Origin of the sequence: Chryseobacterium shigense, from assembly GCF_900156575.1 — a bacterium.
In the GTDB taxonomy this organism is placed as follows: domain Bacteria; phylum Bacteroidota; class Bacteroidia; order Flavobacteriales; family Weeksellaceae; genus Chryseobacterium; species Chryseobacterium shigense.
On the sequence record NZ_FTNY01000001.1, the window covers coordinates 141,688 to 157,148 of the forward strand.

Genomic DNA, 15,461 nt, shown 5'->3' on the forward strand with positions numbered 1-15,461 from the left:
TAATGAAAAAGACAGTTTTAAGTATAGCCGTTTTGTGTTTGGGGATCTCCGTCTCCGCACAAAATATTCATCAGGTAAAAAATGCCGGCGGACCGGTTTTAGGATATTCCGAAGAATCAGGAGTGAAAATTCTTGACATCTCAGGAAAAAAATTCAAGGATTTGAATAAAAACGGAAAGCTCGATCACTATGAAGACTGGCGTTTATCCGTAGAAGAAAGAGCCAAAGATCTGGCTTCTAAGATGTCTGTTGAGCAAATTGCAGGATTGATGCTTTACAGTGCCCATCAGGCGGTTCCAGCTCCATCAGAAGGTTTCAGAGCAGGAAAATACAATGGAAAATTCTTCAGCGAAAGCGGTGCCAACCCATGGGATCTTACAGATCAGCAGAAAAAGTTTTTGAAAGACGATCATCTCCGCCATGTGCTGGTGACGACTTTACAGTCACCTGAAGTTGCTGCCAAATGGAACAATAATTTGCAGGCTTATATTGAAGGATTGGGATTAGGAATTCCCTCCAACAACAGTACAGATCCGAGGCATTCTGCATCAGTAACGGCTGAATTCAATGAAGGAGCAGGTGGACAAATTTCTCTTTGGCCGGATGGTCTGGCGATGGGAGCTACTTTTGATCCTGAACTGGTAAGGAAATTCGGAAATATTGCTGCTCAGGAATACCGTGCTTTGGGAATCTCAACAGCTTTGTCTCCACAAATTGATTTGGGAACAGAACCGCGCTGGTACAGAATTGCTTACGTTTTCAGTGAAAGCCCCGAATTAACAACTGATTTAGCAAGAGGCTACATTGACGGTTTTCAGACTTCTTTCGGAAAAGACGTGATCAAAAACGGATGGGGCTATAAAAGCGTCAATGCGATGGTAAAACACTGGCCTGGCGGAGGTCCTGAAGAAGGCGGTCGTGACGGGCATTGGGCCATGGGGAAATATGCCGTTTATCCCGGGAATAATTTTCAGAATCACGTAAAACCTTTTGTTGATGGAGCTTTTAAACTTAACGGAGGAACCAGGGAAGCGTCTGCGGTAATGCCTTATTACACCATCAGTTTCAATCAGGATACCAAAAACGGAGAAAATGTAGGAAACGGTTTCAGTAAATACCTGATCACCGATCTTCTTCGCGGAAAGTATGGCTATGATGGCGTAGTCTGTACCGACTGGCTGATCACTGCCGAAGAAGGAAAAACTCCCGGCACATTTGCCGGAAAACCCTGGGGGGTTGAGAAACTTTCCGTAGCAGAACGTCATTACAAAGTTTTGGAAGCCGGAGTAGACCAGTTTGGAGGAAATAATGACAAGGGACCTGTTCTGGAAGCCTATCAGATGGGCGTAAAAGAGCATGGAGCAAAATATATGCGTGCCCGTTTTGAGCAATCGGCTGTTCGTTTATTAAAGAATATCTTCAGAACCGGATTGTTTGAAAATCCTTATGTCAACGTAGAAGAAACCAAAAAGATCGTAGGAAATCCTGAATTTATGAAAGCGGGATACGATGCGCAGGTAAAATCTATCGTCATGTTGAAAAACAAAGCTCAGGTTCTTCCTGTTAAAGAAAGAAAAACAGTCTACATTCCGAAGCGATATACTCCGGCAACGTTTAACTGGTGGGGCGTATATACCGCTCCAACCTTAAATTATCCGGTTGATTTAGAATTTGTGAAAAAACACTACAACGTCACAGATGATCCGGCAAAAGCAGATTTTGCTATTGTTTTCGTTCAAAGTCCTCACAGTGAAGAAGGCGGATACAGTGATGTTGATGTAAAAGACGGCGGAAACGGATATTTACCGATCTCTCTTCAATACCAAACCTACACCGCAACAGAAGCCCGTGAAAAAAGTATTGCGGCTGGAGATGCAGTAGTTGCACCAACCGTTAAAGACAGAACCTTTAAAAATAAAACAAGCACTGCAACCAATTTTACCGATTTATTAACGATCGAGAATACTTATAAAGCAATGAACGGAAAACCTGTCATTGTTTCTGTTACGGCTTCAAAACCAATGATTTTCTCTGAATTTGAAAAACATTCGGATGGTATTTTAATGAATTTCAATGTTTCCAATCAGGCTGTAGTAGACCTTATTGCCGGAAAATATGAACCATCAGGGTTATTGCCGCTTCAGATGCCTGCGGATATGAAAACCGTGGAAAACCAAAAAGAAGATGTCCCTTTTGATATGACTCCTTACAAAGATTCGGAAGGTCATGCGTATGATTTCGGATATGGACTGAACTGGTCCGGAATCATCAAAGATGCCAGAACGCAGAAATATCTAAAATAAAATAGTCAAAATGAAAAAACTCATCATAGTAAGCTTGCTCCTTGCTGGAATAAGCACTATACAGGCTCAAAAGAGCATCAACCTATATAACGGCAAGGCGCCGGGAACAGAAAACTGGAAACAGAAAGAAGCCCAAACCTATTCTGATCTTTTCAAAACCGAAGTTGTTTACAATGTGACACAACCCTCAATTTTAGTTTTCAAGGCAGATCAGTCAAAAGCAAACGGAACAGTAATCATTATTGCTCCCGGCGGGGGTTTTCAGAGTTTATCCATCAACAGAGAAGGAATTGACATGGCCAAAAAATTAGCCGGAAACGGAATTACAGCCATTGTTTTAAAGTACCGCCTGTTGGAAACAAAATCCAACGACCCTGCTCGTGAAATGATGGAAAATATCAAAGACAGAAAAGCTTTTGATGCTAAAACCGCTCCGATCAAAGTAATGGCAGGTGAAGATATCAAAACGGCTATTTCTTATGTAAGAGCTCACGCCAAAGAATTGAATATTCAAGCAGATAAGTTGGGTGTAATAGGTTTCTCTGCCGGAGCCAGTGTGATTTTAGAGAGCGTTCTCCACAGTAAAGATGCTTCTACACTTCCAAATTTTGCAGCTTCCATTTATGGTGGCCCAAATGAAGATATTTTAGCATCTAAAATTCCGGCATCAATGCCGTTATTCATTTGCGCAGCGACTGACGATCAGTTGAAACTAGCCCCTAAAAGTATTCAGCTTTACAATAAATGGTTAGAAGCAGGACAACCTGTAGAACTTCACCTGTACGAAAAAGGAGGCCACGGTTTCGGAATGGGAACCCAGAATTTACCTGTTGACAAATGGTCAGACGTTTATCTGGACTGGTTAAAATTCCACAAGTTTTTATAATCTATTTAAACTGTTTAAACTGAAACAGCAAAAGATACAAAAGCTCTGAAAAATGGAGTGATCAATTATTTAAAAGCATAAGCCTGGTAGTTCCACCACCGAATTTTATCCCCTTTGGGACGGAAGAATTATAAGAGTGTACAATCATTTGGATATCAGATTGATGTTCGAAGATTTTTATGCTAAACTTAAATTATTTAATTCAAACAAATAAAAAATATGAAGAAGAACCAATCTGCATTGATCAAACTTGTTCAAAAAGCTAAAAACTCAGGATTATTTCTTGTTTTATTAGCAACATCAGCAGTGGCGAATGCTCAGCAAAACAATCAGACCATTACGGCAAATGGTCAGACATTTACAGACTTCAATAAAAACGGAAAATTAGATATCTGGGAAGATATCCGGCTATCTGCTGATAAAAGAATTGATGCCATCATCAAACAAATGACCAACGCAGAAAAAGTAGATCTGCTGATCGGAACAGGAATGCCCGGAATCGAAGTATTAACAGGTCCGGTAGGAGATTCAAAGCAAGGGCTTGTTCCCGGTGCAGCAGGCGGTACTGCTTCTTTTGAAAGGTTCGGAATTCCCGCAACAGTGGTGGCCGATGGTCCTGCAGGATTAAGAATTGCCCCAACCAGAGATAATGATTCAAAAACCTATTATGCTACAGCATTTCCTGTAGGTACGGCATTAGCCTCTACCTGGAATAAAACCCTCCTCGAGCAGGTGGGAAAAGCAATGGGTAACGAAGTAAAAGAGTATGGAGTAGATGTCCTGCTGGCTCCGGCTCTGAATATCCACCGAAACCCTTTGAACGGAAGAAACTTTGAATATTATTCTGAAGATCCGTTAATTTCAGGGAAAACAGCCGCAGCGATCGTGAATGGGATTCAGTCTCAGGGTGTGGGTACCTCCATCAAGCATTTTGCAGCGAATAATGAAGAAACCAACCGTCTGACCATCAACGCCCACGTTTCGGAAAGAGCGATGAGGGAATTGTATCTGAAAGGTTTTGAAATTACCGTTAAAGAATCTCAGCCCTGGACCGTCATGTCCTCTTATAATTTGCTGAATGGAGTCTATACTTCAGACAGTAAAGATCTTCTCACCCAGGTTTTAAGAAATGAATGGGGATTTAAAGGAATTGTAATGACCGACTGGTTCGGAGGTTTCCCGGGATTTGAATCCATCAGGGAGGGAGGAATTTCTGATGTCGTAAAACAAATGAATGCCGGAAATGATCTTTTAATGCCGGGAATTCCCGCACAGAAAAAAATACTTCTTGCCGCACTTGATTCTGGAAAATTGTCTCAGGAAGTTGCTGATCTTAATGTGAAAAGAATTCTGGAATACGTTTTTCGTACGCCAACCTTTGCCCGGTACAAATACAGCAATCAACCCAACCTTGCTAAAAATGCAGAAGTAACAAGAAACGCTGCTACAGAAGGAATGGTTTTGCTTAAAAATGATAGCAATGCATTGCCTTTCGCCAACAAACAGAAAGAAGTATCATTATTTGGGGTAACTTCTTACGCATGGATTACAGGGGGAACAGGAAGTGGTAGTGTAAATAACAAACACACCGTTTCATTGCTGGAAGGTCTTACTTCTGCAGGTTATCAGCTGGATAAAGAACTGGTTGATTTGTACAAACCTCACGCTGAAAAAGAACTCGCCGCTGAAAAAGAAAGAAGAAAGGTACGAGGTATTTTAGCCTTACCTGAAAGGCTTCCCGAAATAAAAATGGATGATGCTTTCATCGCTAAAAAAGCCGGAAGTTCCGAAATTGCTTTGGTAACCTTGGGACGAAACTCAGGAGAAGGAGGTGACAGAGTGGTAGACAATGATTTTAACCTGGCCGATGAAGAGATCGAAATGCTGGATAAAATTTCAAAAGCATTTCACGCAAAAGGTAAAAAAGTGGTGGTGATTTTAAATATAGGAGGCGTTATTGAAACCGCATCATGGAAAGATAAAGTAGATGCTATTGTGTTGGCGTGGCAGCCTGGACAGGAAGGAGGACATTCTGTGGCGGATGTGATTTCAGGGAAAATAAATCCTTCCGGAAAACTGACCATGACATTTCCTGTGAAATATTCCGATACTCCATCTGCGAAAAATTTCCCGGGAGTTCCTCCTGAAAACCCGAAAGAAGTGACCTACGAAGAAGGAGTGTATGTTGGATACCGTTATTTCAATACATTTAACGTAAAACCTTCGTATGAATTCGGCTACGGAAAATCATATACGAATTTTAATTATTCAAACATAAAAATCAGTTCACCCACTTTTAAAGATAAAATCGAAGTGAATATTACCGTTAAAAATAACGGAAAAGCAGCAGGGAAAGAAGTGGTGCAATTATATCTTTCTGCTCCGAACAAGTTGGTCGATAAACCTAAAGCAGAATTAAAAGCTTTTGCCAAAACAAAAGAACTGCAGCCGGGAGAAAGCCAGACCATCAACCTTCAGCTTAGCCCGAAAGATCTTGCCTCATTCATTACAGAAAAAAGTGCCTGGATTGCAGAAAAAGGGAAATACAAAATTTCTGTCGGCGCATCATCTCTGGATATCAAACAAACCGTGGATTTTGATGTGAATTCAGATATTGTTGTTGAAAAAGTTCAGCATGTCTTTCCGGCAGATCGCCAGTTTTCAGATTTAAAACCATAGAATTATTGAAAAGGGGCTGCATTTGGCAGTCTCTTTTTTTATGAAATTGATTACCTTTGCCTTTCTTAATAGACGTTATTTCCGATTGAATGCATGAATGAGATCATTCATGATTAACAATTTGAAATACATCCTTATTCATTAATTCTATTCTTACATTTGGAATCAAATTTTAATTCAACTATGCAGGCGAGCAAGACGAGCGGTATTTCAAGAACAGTTATCTGGCTGATGGCTATTATTTCAGGACTTGTAGTGGCCAACAATTATTATAATCAGCCTTTATTAGGGCTTATCTCGAAAGATCTGAATGTTTCTGAAAGTGCAGCAAGTAAAATTTCTGTCCTTACTCAGATAGGATATGCTTTAGGACTATTATTAATTGTTCCTTTGGGTGATAAATTCTTCCGTAAGAAATTAATTCTGATCGACCTGTTTTTGGTTTTTGGTTCATTATTGTGGATGACTTTTGCCACTCAGTTATGGATGTTGTATGCCGCCAGTTTACTGATTGGGGTAACTTCAGTAATTCCTCAGTTATTTATACCGATCGCCGCTGAATTGTCTTCTGATAAAGAAAAATCTTCCAACATCGGAGTTGTAATGTCCGGATTGTTGTTGGGAATTCTTTTATCCCGTTTTATCGGTGGAATTGTTGGCGATGTATGGGGCTGGAGAGCCATGTTCGGTATTGCGGCAGGACTGATGATTCTGGTTTGGATTGCGGTGTATAAAATGCTGCCTGAAATGCTGCCCAATTTCAAAGGAACCTACAGAGAATTAATGAAATCTGTAGCTCATCTGGCTAAAACACAGCCTATTTTGCAGCTGGCTTCATTCCGTGGAGCGATGGCGTTCGGATCTATGTGCGCTTTATTTACAACCTTAGTCTTTCATATGGAAAAACCACCTTTTAATGCGGGATCTTCTGTAGTGGGAAGTTTCGGACTGGCCGGGGCTGTAGGCGCTTTGGCAGCGGCAAAAGTGGGAAAGCTCCAAAAATATCTGGACATTAATCGAATTATATTATACTCACTTTTTATTGTGGTAGGAAGCTGGGCTTTCACCTATTTTGCGGGCGAAACCTATTGGGGGCTCATCGTTGGTGTTATTCTGGTGGATCTTGGAGTACAGTCGAGCCATATCATGAATCAGACTAATTATTTCTTGATTAAATCCAATGCGGTGAACAGATTAAATACCGTTTACATGGTTTCCTATTTCATCGGCGGATCACTGGGAACATGGCTGGCTTCTATGGCCTGGCAATATGCTCAATGGTCTGGGGTCTGCTTTGTAGGAGCATCTTTCGGACTGCTTGCGATCATTGCTCACGTTCTGTTTTGTAACAAAGTCAATGCGTCTCAACCTAAACCTTAGCCCCAACCTCATTAATCTGGACTAAGTCTCTGTGCTTATTTCCCCATTTTTCCAGGTCTTCCCAGATCGGGATCAGCTCTCGTGCAATATTCGTCAATTCGTAGTCTACTCTTGGCGGAACTTCGGCATGTACAGTTCGTTTTACTAAACCTTCCTTTTCAAGTTCTCTCAACTGTAAGGTAAGCATCCGTTCAGTGATTCCGCAGATCCGGTCCCGGACTTCACTGAAGCGCAGTTTTCCGTCTTTCAATCTGTTTAAAATCAAAAGTTTCCATCTTCCTCCGATTTTGCAGACCGCATAAGACAGATCACATTCCTGTATGTACTTTTTATTGATGTTGTTCGTCGAATTTTCCTTTATTTTACCCATAGCTTACAAATTTGTTAGTACCATACAATTCGCTGTATACCGTGCAAATGTAAGGTTTGAAAATTAATTTTGTCCTCAGAAACTGAAAATAAACATCAGTTCGGGAATAATAGCGCTCAGGTTCCCTTGAAAATAATATTAACAGGAAAATTTAAAAAAATGGAATTTATATCACCCATCAAACAAATCATCAGTCAGTTAGAAAAAATACAGTCATTCAATGCACAGGATCCCTTAGATGATACCCGGAAATATCTTGAAACGATGTCACTTCAGCTCAGCGGAAAAAAAGAATCTGTGGCGATGATCGAAGAACTGAATATTCCAATGGAAAAGCACCAGATCCCGATTCGTATCTACCGTCCGAAAGGAAAAACAACTCAGAAATCATCAGCTATTGTCTACATACATGGTGGATGGTTTATTGCGGGCAGTTTTGAAACCCATGATGCTGTAGTCCGTCAACTGGCCAATAAAACGGGATCAGCTGTGATTTTTGTTGATTATCGTTTAGCGCCTGAGCATCCTTTTCCGGCAGGATTAAATGACTCCATTGATACCGTAAAATGGATTGTTGACCATGCAGAATCCCTGGGAATTGATAAAGATAAGATTGGAATTATAGGCGACAGTGCCGGTGGAGCTCTTGCAGCCAGCGTTTCCACACAGATTGGAGAACTGCTGAAGTTCCAGATACTCATCTATCCGGCAGCGGATAATCAGCTTAATACTCAATCATGGGGAATTTATGAAACAGGTCCGGTTTTAAACAAAGAAGGCGGTATTCAGGCCTGGAAATGGTATCATCCTGAAGGTAATAGCAATCCAGATCCGTTGGCAGTTCCTATATTGATAAAAGATTTCAAAAATACACCATCTACACTGGTTTTTATCGCTGAACACGACGCTTTAAGAGACGAAGGTGAAGTACTTGCCCAAAATATGAAAGAAGCAGGAGTTCCTGTAGATATTCGTTTTTACAAAAATATGGTTCACGGTTTTATGCATATGGGAGAAGTACTGAACGAAGTGGAGCAGGTGGCCGGTGAAATAGCGTCTTTCGTTCATCAACACCTTGAAATAGCCGTAGAAAAAGAAGGATGAAAAAGTACGCCTACATCGGATGCTTAGGATTCATTGCGGTGATTACCACAGAATTCGGAGTGATTGGAATATTACCCCAGATTGCAGAACATTATCAGATAGGAATTGACAAAGCCGGGTGGCTGCTCAGTGCTTTTGCGCTGATTATTGCATTAACGGGGCCTTTTATGACCCTGTTAATGTCCGGATTTGACCGTAAAAAAGTGATGTTAACCGCTATTGCTATCTTCCTGTTTACGGCTGTAGTTTCGGCAATGTCACCACCGTTTTGGCTTCTGATGCTGGTGAGAATACTTCCCGCATTTTTACAACCGGTCTATATTGCCACGGCTTTGTCTGTCGCAGTTTCCGGTGCAGATCAAAAACAGGCGAATAAGCTGATGGGAATTGTCTTTATCGGGGTAGCTCTGGCTATGGTGACTACAGTTCCTTTTGCAACTTGGCTGGCCAGTGTATGGATATGGGAATCTTCATTCATCGTGCAGGGGATTGTGAGTACATTAGCTTTAGCCGTGATCTATTGGTTACTTCCTCCAATGCCTGTGCAGGAAAAGAAATCGTACAAAAGCCAGCTTACTATTCTGACTAAGCCCACATTTATCGTCAGTACAGCCATGAATTTTTTCATGATCACTGCCTGGTTTTCTACCTACAGTTATTTTGCCGACTATCTGAATAAAGCCAAAGGAATGGACGGAACGATGGTAAGTTACATGCTTTTCCTGTTCGGGATCATCGGTGTATTTTCAAACTGGATAGCGGGAAAAATGTTGAGCTGGAATGTCCCGAAAACGACAGCTCTGTTTCTCTCTGGTACGGTTATTATGCCGTTCTTGCTGTATTTTTCCGGAGACAGTCTGCCTGCGAATATCATCAGTATCGCGGTTTGGGGCTTTCTATATTCACCAAGTTTTCAGAATGCGTCTACCTACATGATTTCTTCCGTCCCGGATTCTCTTGAATTTGCCAACAGCTTAGCAACTTCTTTTGGAAACCTCGGAGTAACTCTGGGAACGACCCTGGGGGGATGGATGATTGTGACAAAAGGAGCTTCATACAATCCATGGATAGGCCTTTTGTTTGGGATTTTAGCGTTTTTAATGATCATTCTTAGAAGTATATTGGAGAAAAGAGCTGAAAAGCAGAAAGTCATTATTCCGTGTTCGTAATATATTGTAACAAATTTTGTTACAATTAAAAAAAGCCGTAATTTTGATGAATAATAATTTCATCAAGAATTAAAACAATAAAAAATGAAAATAGAAATATGGTCGGATGTCATGTGTCCGTTCTGCTATATCGGAAAGCATAATTTTGAGCAGGCTCTTGAAAAGCTGCCGTTTAAAGACGAAATCGAAGTAGAGTGGAAGAGCTTCCAGTTAGATCCAACTTTAGATGCTTCACAACCTCAGAATACTGTTGAATATTTTAAGGAGAAAAAAGGTTTTCCTGCAGAACAGGCATCTCAGATGATTGGTCAGGTAGCTCAGATGGGGAAAAGTGCCGGAATTGATTTTAATTTCGAAAAAGCTTTAATCATCAATACATTTACAGCACACAAACTGCTTCATCTTGCTAAGAAATACGGTAAGGCTAATGAAATGGAAGAAGCGCTTTTCATTGCTCATTTTACCGACGGAAAAAATGTTGGAGATATAGAAGAACTTGTTTCTCTTGCTGAGAATTTAGGGATTGATAAGGATGAGGCAAGACAGGCTTTAACATCAGATGTATTCGATTCTGAAATTAACCAGGATATTCAGGAGGCTAAAAACAATGGTATTTCCAGCGTTCCTTTTTTTGTTCTGAATGGAAAATATGCTGTATCCGGAGCACAACCTGCTGAAGTTTTTGCAGATGCGCTTCAACAGACGTATAAAGAAACGGTGAGCCCGTTTAAGGATCTTTCCAAAGAAGGAGGTGCCTCTTGTGATATCGATGGATGCTAGAGTTTTTTGGAGTTTAAAGTTATGAATTATGAGTGATGAGTTGGTTGTGCTATGTATGGTTCGTGATGCTGCCTCCAATTTACAGAGATTATCAGCTTATCTCGACCGCAATTCCCCTTCTTTGAAGGGGTGGATTTTTGCAAAGCAAAAAGACGGGGTAGTTAAATAAAAGCGAATTGATATATCGCCGTATCAATATATTATTTTTTCAACCACAAATAGCACCAATAGCTTCACTAATATCACAAACGATCAAACGAAAGTAATATTTGTGGAATTCGTGAAAAAGATGAGTGACATAAATGTTTTCAATGAAAAATATTTTTGGAGTTTAAAGTTATGAATTATGAGTGATGAGTTGGTTGTGCTATGTATGGTTCGTGATGCTGCCCCAATTTACAGAGATCATCAGCTTATCTCGACCGCAATTCCCCTTCTTTGAAGGGGTGGATTTTTGCAAAGCAAAAAGACGGGGTAGTTAAATCCTAAAAGCTAATTCAGTATAAAACACCTCAAACCGGGGTGTTTTTTTGTTCAGTACAGATTATAAAAAACAGGAAAAAGGTTCCCGTTTTAGCCGTTCAATGCTTATTTTTGTTTAAATATTTATGTTCAATGATAAAAATCAATACCGAAGCTCATTATCCGGTTTCTGAAACGCTGTTTGTCTTTGCTTTGGATTCGGAAGCAGGAAAAGCTTTTGAAGGAAAAAATAAACTGGTAACAGGAATAGGAAAAGTAAATGCTGCGATTGAACTGACCAGAGAAATTCATTTCAGAAAACCTAAACTGATCGTTAATCTGGGGTCCGCAGGAAGTAAAAGCTTCGGAAAAGGTGAAGTCGTTTGCTGTACAAAATTTATTCAGCGCGATATGGATGTGAGAGGTCTCGGTTTCAGTCTTTATGAAACCCCTTTATCCGGAATTCCGCCTGTTCTGGAATACGGTCTTCAGATGAATGGCCTGGAAGAAGGAATTTGCGGCAGCGGCGACAGTTTTGAGATGAATCATTCTGAAACGGATTATAATATTGTAGATATGGAAGCCTATCCGCTTGCACTCATTGCTAAGAAAGAAAACATCCCTTTCCTGTGCCTGAAATATATCTCAGACGATGCAGGCAGCGATGCCGCAGAGGACTGGGCCGTTCAGGTACATCTGGCTTCTGAAGCGTTTAAGAAATTATTATTTTAACAAAAAAGAAATATGGCATCTATTATCATTAATACAGCTTCTACTGAAGATCTTGAAACCATACAGAGTCTGGGTAGACAGACATTCTCCGAAACCTTTGCGGAAAGTAATTCCGAAGAGGCCATGAAAACGTACCTGGATGAAAGTTTCAGTACGGAAAAAGTAAAGTTGGAATTAAATAACCCCGATTCTCATTTCTTTATTGCCTGGGAAGAGGATAATCCTGTTGGCTATCTAAAATTGAATTCCGGAGCGGCACAAACTGAACTGAAGGACGATGATACTTCCCTGGAAATAGAGCGTATTTACGTCAAAAAAAGTCACCACGGACAGAAAGTAGGACAATTACTGTATGATAAAGCGTTAGAAAGCGCTCAAAGTCTTGGCAAAAATTATCTTTGGCTTGGCGTCTGGGAAAAGAACCTGAGAGCACTGAGTTTTTACAGAAAAAATGGTTTTGAGGAATTCGGAAGCCATACTTTTACGTTGGGAAATGATGATCAGACCGATCTGATGATGAAGAAAATTTTAGATTAATAACCATCAGCTTTGAAAGAACTTTTAGAAGAGATCAATTCCTATTACCCATTATCAGCAAAAACGGCTGAGGCGCTGATGAATATCTGTACGGAAGAAACATTTCGTAAAAACGATCTTCTTCAGGAAGCCGGAACTGCAGCCAGATACTATTATTTTATACAATCAGGGTTGGTGGGCTATTATACTGTAGATGAACAGGGAGATTCTGTGTATAAAATTTTCTTTGAAGAAAAGAGTTTTGTGGCTTCTACTGCGGCTGTGATCAAGGATAAACCCAGTGAGTTTAATATTGTTGCGCTGGAAGACTGTTCAGTGATCAAATATCCTGCAAAGGCTTTCAGAGAGCTGATCAACCGATATCACGATCTGGCATTATTTCAAATTCATTATCTGGAAAAAAACTGGGTCGTAAAAAAAGAACCGCTTGAGATTTCTTTAAAGCATGAAACAGCCAAACGTCGCTATTTACAGTTATTGCAGAATAAACATCTGCATGACCGTCTTAAACAGCATCATATTGCCTCTTATCTGGGCATTACACCCACTCAGCTGAGCCGCATAAAAAAAGAAATAAACTGACAAAAGCTTCAACATATGTTGAGGCTTTTTTATTTTATCGGCCGCATATTTGTACCGTAATCAAGAACAATGGTATGGTTAGCCAGCCACAACGTGGCGATTTAGCCTAAGATAGGATGCAGTCCTATCAGATTTAAAATTATATCCTATGAAAAATATAGTAAGCATTATCTGTTTAATAACGGTATCTACACAGCTTTCCGCACAGAAAATCATTCATAAAGAAGTGTTCAGTGCCAGAATGAATAAGAACATTAAAACCATTATCATCACCCCGGATGTACAGCAGGGAACAACCTATCCATCGGTGTATATTCTTCACGGGTATAGCGGAAATCCCGACAGAACGATCAAACAGGATATTCCTGATCTGGTTCAGAAAGCGCAGGAATATAAGATGATCTATGTGTTGCCGGACGGAAATTTCAATTCATGGTATTTAGACAGTCCATTGGTTAAAGATTCCCAGTATCAGACTTTTATCGGGCAGGAACTTGTGGATTTTGTCAATAAAAACTATCCTGTGAAAAACGACAGAAAATTCCGCGGTATCCTGGGCTGGAGCATGGGAGGTTATGGCGCTGTGAACATTGGTACGACATACAATAAAACGTTTGGCATCGTTGGAAGTTCTTGTGGTGCTTTGGATCTGGCCTCATTTGGAGAAGGGTACATGAAATATCAGGTAGATAAAGTAGCCGGTCCTGTGATTTCGTTAAATCCTAAATTTCTTACAGATAATAAGGTGAAAACAATGGCTTCAGCAGATCAGCAGTATATCTTTGACTGCGGTACGGAAGACATCCAGATGATTGCTATGAACAGAAATTTTCATAAAAAACTAACCGACCAAAAGATTCCGCATCTTTATATAGAGTCCTTAGGAATCCATGATCCTAAATACTGGAGCAGATCTTTATCTGAGCAGCTGACTTTATTTGATCGGTTTTTCAAGCCATAAAATTGAGCTTATATAAATTGCTGTATTTATCTTAATTATAGTGTTTTGTATTGCTTTATTTGAAGTTGAAAGCAACGTCTCCTAGCCATGTCAAGGTTTTGAACCTTGACATGGCTAACAGGGCTCAAATCTTTAAACCATTAAGATGAATTAAGATGATAAGAATAGTTAAGAAAAATCAAATGATTTTTTAAGCCATACCTTTAAAAGCGAAGCTAACCTTAATCATCTTAAACACTTAAATGCTCTTAATGGTTTAAATATTTTTCAGGTTAAAAAAAATCCTTTTAAGCACAAAGCTTAAAAGGATCCATCATAATTATTATCAAATAAATATCTAATAGAACATTTTAAATGTTTTCGAAATTTTTACCCAAATGCTCTTCAATCACAAAGAACGGGTCTTCTGTAAGCGTGTGGGCTCTCATTTCCATCAGACTCACTTTACTCATCATGCGAAGCATAATTCTCCTTTGACATTCGTGCTCCACGCCGTCGATATTTCTTACCCCGGCACGGAAAGCTGATCTTCCGTGAGCACATAAATGGTTGTTCACCAATATTACATCTCCGGCCTGTGGGGTAAAACCTGAATAGATCAGATCTCTTGCCTCTTCCCAGAATTCCGTCAAATGGCTGTGGGCATCATCAGTCTGCTTAATGCTTGGGTTGAATAGCTGTTCGGCAGCATCAAACCTCATAAAAGGCAGTTCATAATTACCATACAACACCGCATCCAGTTTCTCTTCTTCCTCCATACCGGTCTCTAAATTGGCATCTTTCGGTATTTTATACATACGCTCAAAAAGAGGTCTGAAATTTTCCCCGATAGCTCCGTGAGAACGGATGGAGTATAGGGTAGAAGGTACCTGCTCTTCATTACGGATATACATAAAGCTTAAAAAGTCTGCCTGATGTTTCAGGAACGCATCTTCCGTATGCACATAAAGATCTGTTGAAGACCCCGATCCTGTTTGCGTTTCTCTCATTTTTTCATCCGGGATAATCGCATGCATTAATCCTCCTCCTTTACGCTGAGAATAGTATTGTACAGGTTTTGATGGAAGGGCTCCGTGAATCAAAGCACACGCAAAACCATAGATATTGAATTTGGAATAATCCGCAGACTGCCAGTTAGGAGGTGTATTCCCGATACTTTCCTGATCGATGTCCATTAATCCTTTGAATACCAATGCTCCATACTGATGTATTGAGAAGTCGCTGGCAAAATCAGCAGCTATATGTAGAATTCTTTCCGGCAAAAAATAAGAAGCCAGTTGATGAACGTGGGTAATGAAGTCTCTATTTTCATAGCTGCCATATTTTCTCTGAAGATGCGCCGCCGCATCTTGTATCATTCTTCTTTCCTGAGCAGTGAGCTCAATGATTCTCGGAAGCAGTTTTACCGCAGTAATACTGTCGTTATCTAAAATTTTTAGCGAATTCATTAAAAAAATATTTGGTGTGTGAATATAATTTTTATATTTGTTTTTAATTATTCTAAATAACAATAGAC

At 40.1% G+C, this 15,461-nt stretch carries 13 protein-coding genes; 11 read left to right on the forward strand and 2 right to left on the reverse strand.

Going from position 1 to position 15,461, the window contains the following annotated elements; translation table 11 throughout:
- Nucleotides 1-2 precede the first annotated feature (2 nt).
- The 4 genes from BW964_RS00705 (at nucleotide 3) to BW964_RS00720 (ending at nucleotide 7,248) form a co-directional block, all read left to right on the forward strand.
- Nucleotides 3-2,303, forward strand: a complete 2,301-nt coding sequence (locus BW964_RS00705; RefSeq protein WP_076503924.1) for a glycoside hydrolase family 3 protein — start codon at nucleotides 3-5, stop codon at nucleotides 2,301-2,303.
- 10 nt (nucleotides 2,304-2,313) lie between these two features.
- Entirely contained in the window at nucleotides 2,314-3,189 is an 876-nt protein-coding gene (locus BW964_RS00710) for an alpha/beta hydrolase (protein WP_076503926.1), read from the forward strand.
- A gap of 219 nt (nucleotides 3,190-3,408) precedes the next feature.
- Nucleotides 3,409-5,868 (forward strand): glycoside hydrolase family 3 C-terminal domain-containing protein, encoded by a 2,460-nt coding sequence (locus BW964_RS00715; RefSeq protein WP_076503927.1) that lies wholly within the window; start codon nucleotides 3,409-3,411, stop codon nucleotides 5,866-5,868.
- A 183-nt stretch (nucleotides 5,869-6,051) separates the two neighbouring features.
- Nucleotides 6,052-7,248, forward strand: a complete 1,197-nt coding sequence (locus BW964_RS00720; protein WP_076503930.1) for an MFS transporter — start codon at nucleotides 6,052-6,054, stop codon at nucleotides 7,246-7,248.
- Here BW964_RS00720 and BW964_RS00725 read toward each other — a convergent pair.
- On the reverse strand, nucleotides 7,238-7,618 hold the full coding sequence (locus BW964_RS00725) for a winged helix-turn-helix transcriptional regulator (RefSeq protein WP_076503932.1): 381 nt from the start codon (nucleotides 7,616-7,618) through the stop codon (nucleotides 7,238-7,240). The genes BW964_RS00720 and BW964_RS00725 overlap by 11 nt on opposite strands.
- Nucleotides 7,619-7,777: 159 nt before the next feature.
- Between BW964_RS00725 and BW964_RS00730 the strand changes: the two genes are divergently transcribed.
- From BW964_RS00730 to BW964_RS00760, 7 genes are all read left to right on the forward strand, one after another.
- The gene (locus BW964_RS00730) at nucleotides 7,778-8,722 is read left to right on the forward strand and encodes an alpha/beta hydrolase (protein WP_076505360.1); all 945 of its coding nucleotides are present in this window, start codon (nucleotides 7,778-7,780) and stop codon (nucleotides 8,720-8,722) included.
- Nucleotides 8,719-9,891, forward strand: a complete 1,173-nt coding sequence (locus tag BW964_RS00735; RefSeq protein WP_076503933.1) for an MFS transporter — start codon at nucleotides 8,719-8,721, stop codon at nucleotides 9,889-9,891. The genes BW964_RS00730 and BW964_RS00735 overlap by 4 nt, the downstream gene beginning before the upstream one ends.
- Nucleotides 9,892-9,975: 84 nt before the next feature.
- Nucleotides 9,976-10,671 carry a DsbA family oxidoreductase gene (locus BW964_RS00740; protein ID WP_076503935.1) on the forward strand — a complete coding sequence of 232 codons (696 nt, stop codon included), beginning with the start codon at nucleotides 9,976-9,978 and terminating at the stop codon, nucleotides 10,669-10,671.
- Nucleotides 10,672-11,286: 615 nt separating this feature from the next.
- Nucleotides 11,287-11,865, forward strand: a complete 579-nt coding sequence (locus BW964_RS00745) for a 5'-methylthioadenosine/S-adenosylhomocysteine nucleosidase family protein (protein ID WP_076503937.1) — start codon at nucleotides 11,287-11,289, stop codon at nucleotides 11,863-11,865.
- A 12-nt stretch (nucleotides 11,866-11,877) separates the two neighbouring features.
- The gene (locus tag BW964_RS00750; protein ID WP_076503938.1) at nucleotides 11,878-12,402 is read left to right on the forward strand and encodes a GNAT family N-acetyltransferase; all 525 of its coding nucleotides are present in this window, start codon (nucleotides 11,878-11,880) and stop codon (nucleotides 12,400-12,402) included.
- Nucleotides 12,403-12,414: 12 nt separating this feature from the next.
- Nucleotides 12,415-12,984 (forward strand): Crp/Fnr family transcriptional regulator, encoded by a 570-nt coding sequence (locus tag BW964_RS00755; RefSeq protein ID WP_076503940.1) that lies wholly within the window; start codon nucleotides 12,415-12,417, stop codon nucleotides 12,982-12,984.
- 148 nt (nucleotides 12,985-13,132) lie between these two features.
- A complete protein-coding gene (locus BW964_RS00760) occupies nucleotides 13,133-13,945 on the forward strand; it encodes an alpha/beta hydrolase (RefSeq protein WP_076503941.1) in 813 nt (270 codons plus the stop codon).
- A 350-nt stretch (nucleotides 13,946-14,295) separates the two neighbouring features.
- Here BW964_RS00760 and BW964_RS00765 read toward each other — a convergent pair whose 3' ends face one another.
- Nucleotides 14,296-15,393: a Fe(II)-2OG oxygenase family protein gene (locus tag BW964_RS00765; protein WP_076503943.1), complete on the reverse strand. Its 1,098-nt coding sequence runs from the start codon at nucleotides 15,391-15,393 to the stop codon at nucleotides 14,296-14,298.
- Between the last annotated feature and the right edge of the window lie 68 nt (nucleotides 15,394-15,461).

What these genes read in the sequence shown, in the direction of transcription:
- BW964_RS00705 (WP_076503924.1), top strand. Translation starts at nt 3, where the DNA reads ATGAAAAAGACAGTTTTAAGTATAGCCGTTTTGTGTTTGGGGATCTCC.
- BW964_RS00710 (WP_076503926.1), top strand. Translation starts at nt 2,314, where the DNA reads ATGAAAAAACTCATCATAGTAAGCTTGCTCCTTGCTGGAATAAGCACT.
- BW964_RS00715 (WP_076503927.1), top strand. Translation starts at nt 3,409, where the DNA reads ATGAAGAAGAACCAATCTGCATTGATCAAACTTGTTCAAAAAGCTAAA.
- BW964_RS00720 (WP_076503930.1), top strand. Translation starts at nt 6,052, where the DNA reads ATGCAGGCGAGCAAGACGAGCGGTATTTCAAGAACAGTTATCTGGCTG.
- BW964_RS00725 (WP_076503932.1), bottom strand. Translation starts at nt 7,618, where the DNA reads ATGGGTAAAATAAAGGAAAATTCGACGAACAACATCAATAAAAAGTAC.
- BW964_RS00730 (WP_076505360.1), top strand. Translation starts at nt 7,778, where the DNA reads ATGGAATTTATATCACCCATCAAACAAATCATCAGTCAGTTAGAAAAA.
- BW964_RS00735 (WP_076503933.1), top strand. Translation starts at nt 8,719, where the DNA reads ATGAAAAAGTACGCCTACATCGGATGCTTAGGATTCATTGCGGTGATT.
- BW964_RS00740 (WP_076503935.1), top strand. Translation starts at nt 9,976, where the DNA reads ATGAAAATAGAAATATGGTCGGATGTCATGTGTCCGTTCTGCTATATC.
- BW964_RS00745 (WP_076503937.1), top strand. Translation starts at nt 11,287, where the DNA reads ATGATAAAAATCAATACCGAAGCTCATTATCCGGTTTCTGAAACGCTG.
- BW964_RS00750 (WP_076503938.1), top strand. Translation starts at nt 11,878, where the DNA reads ATGGCATCTATTATCATTAATACAGCTTCTACTGAAGATCTTGAAACC.
- BW964_RS00760 (WP_076503941.1), top strand. Translation starts at nt 13,133, where the DNA reads ATGAAAAATATAGTAAGCATTATCTGTTTAATAACGGTATCTACACAG.
- BW964_RS00765 (WP_076503943.1), bottom strand. Translation starts at nt 15,393, where the DNA reads ATGAATTCGCTAAAAATTTTAGATAACGACAGTATTACTGCGGTAAAA.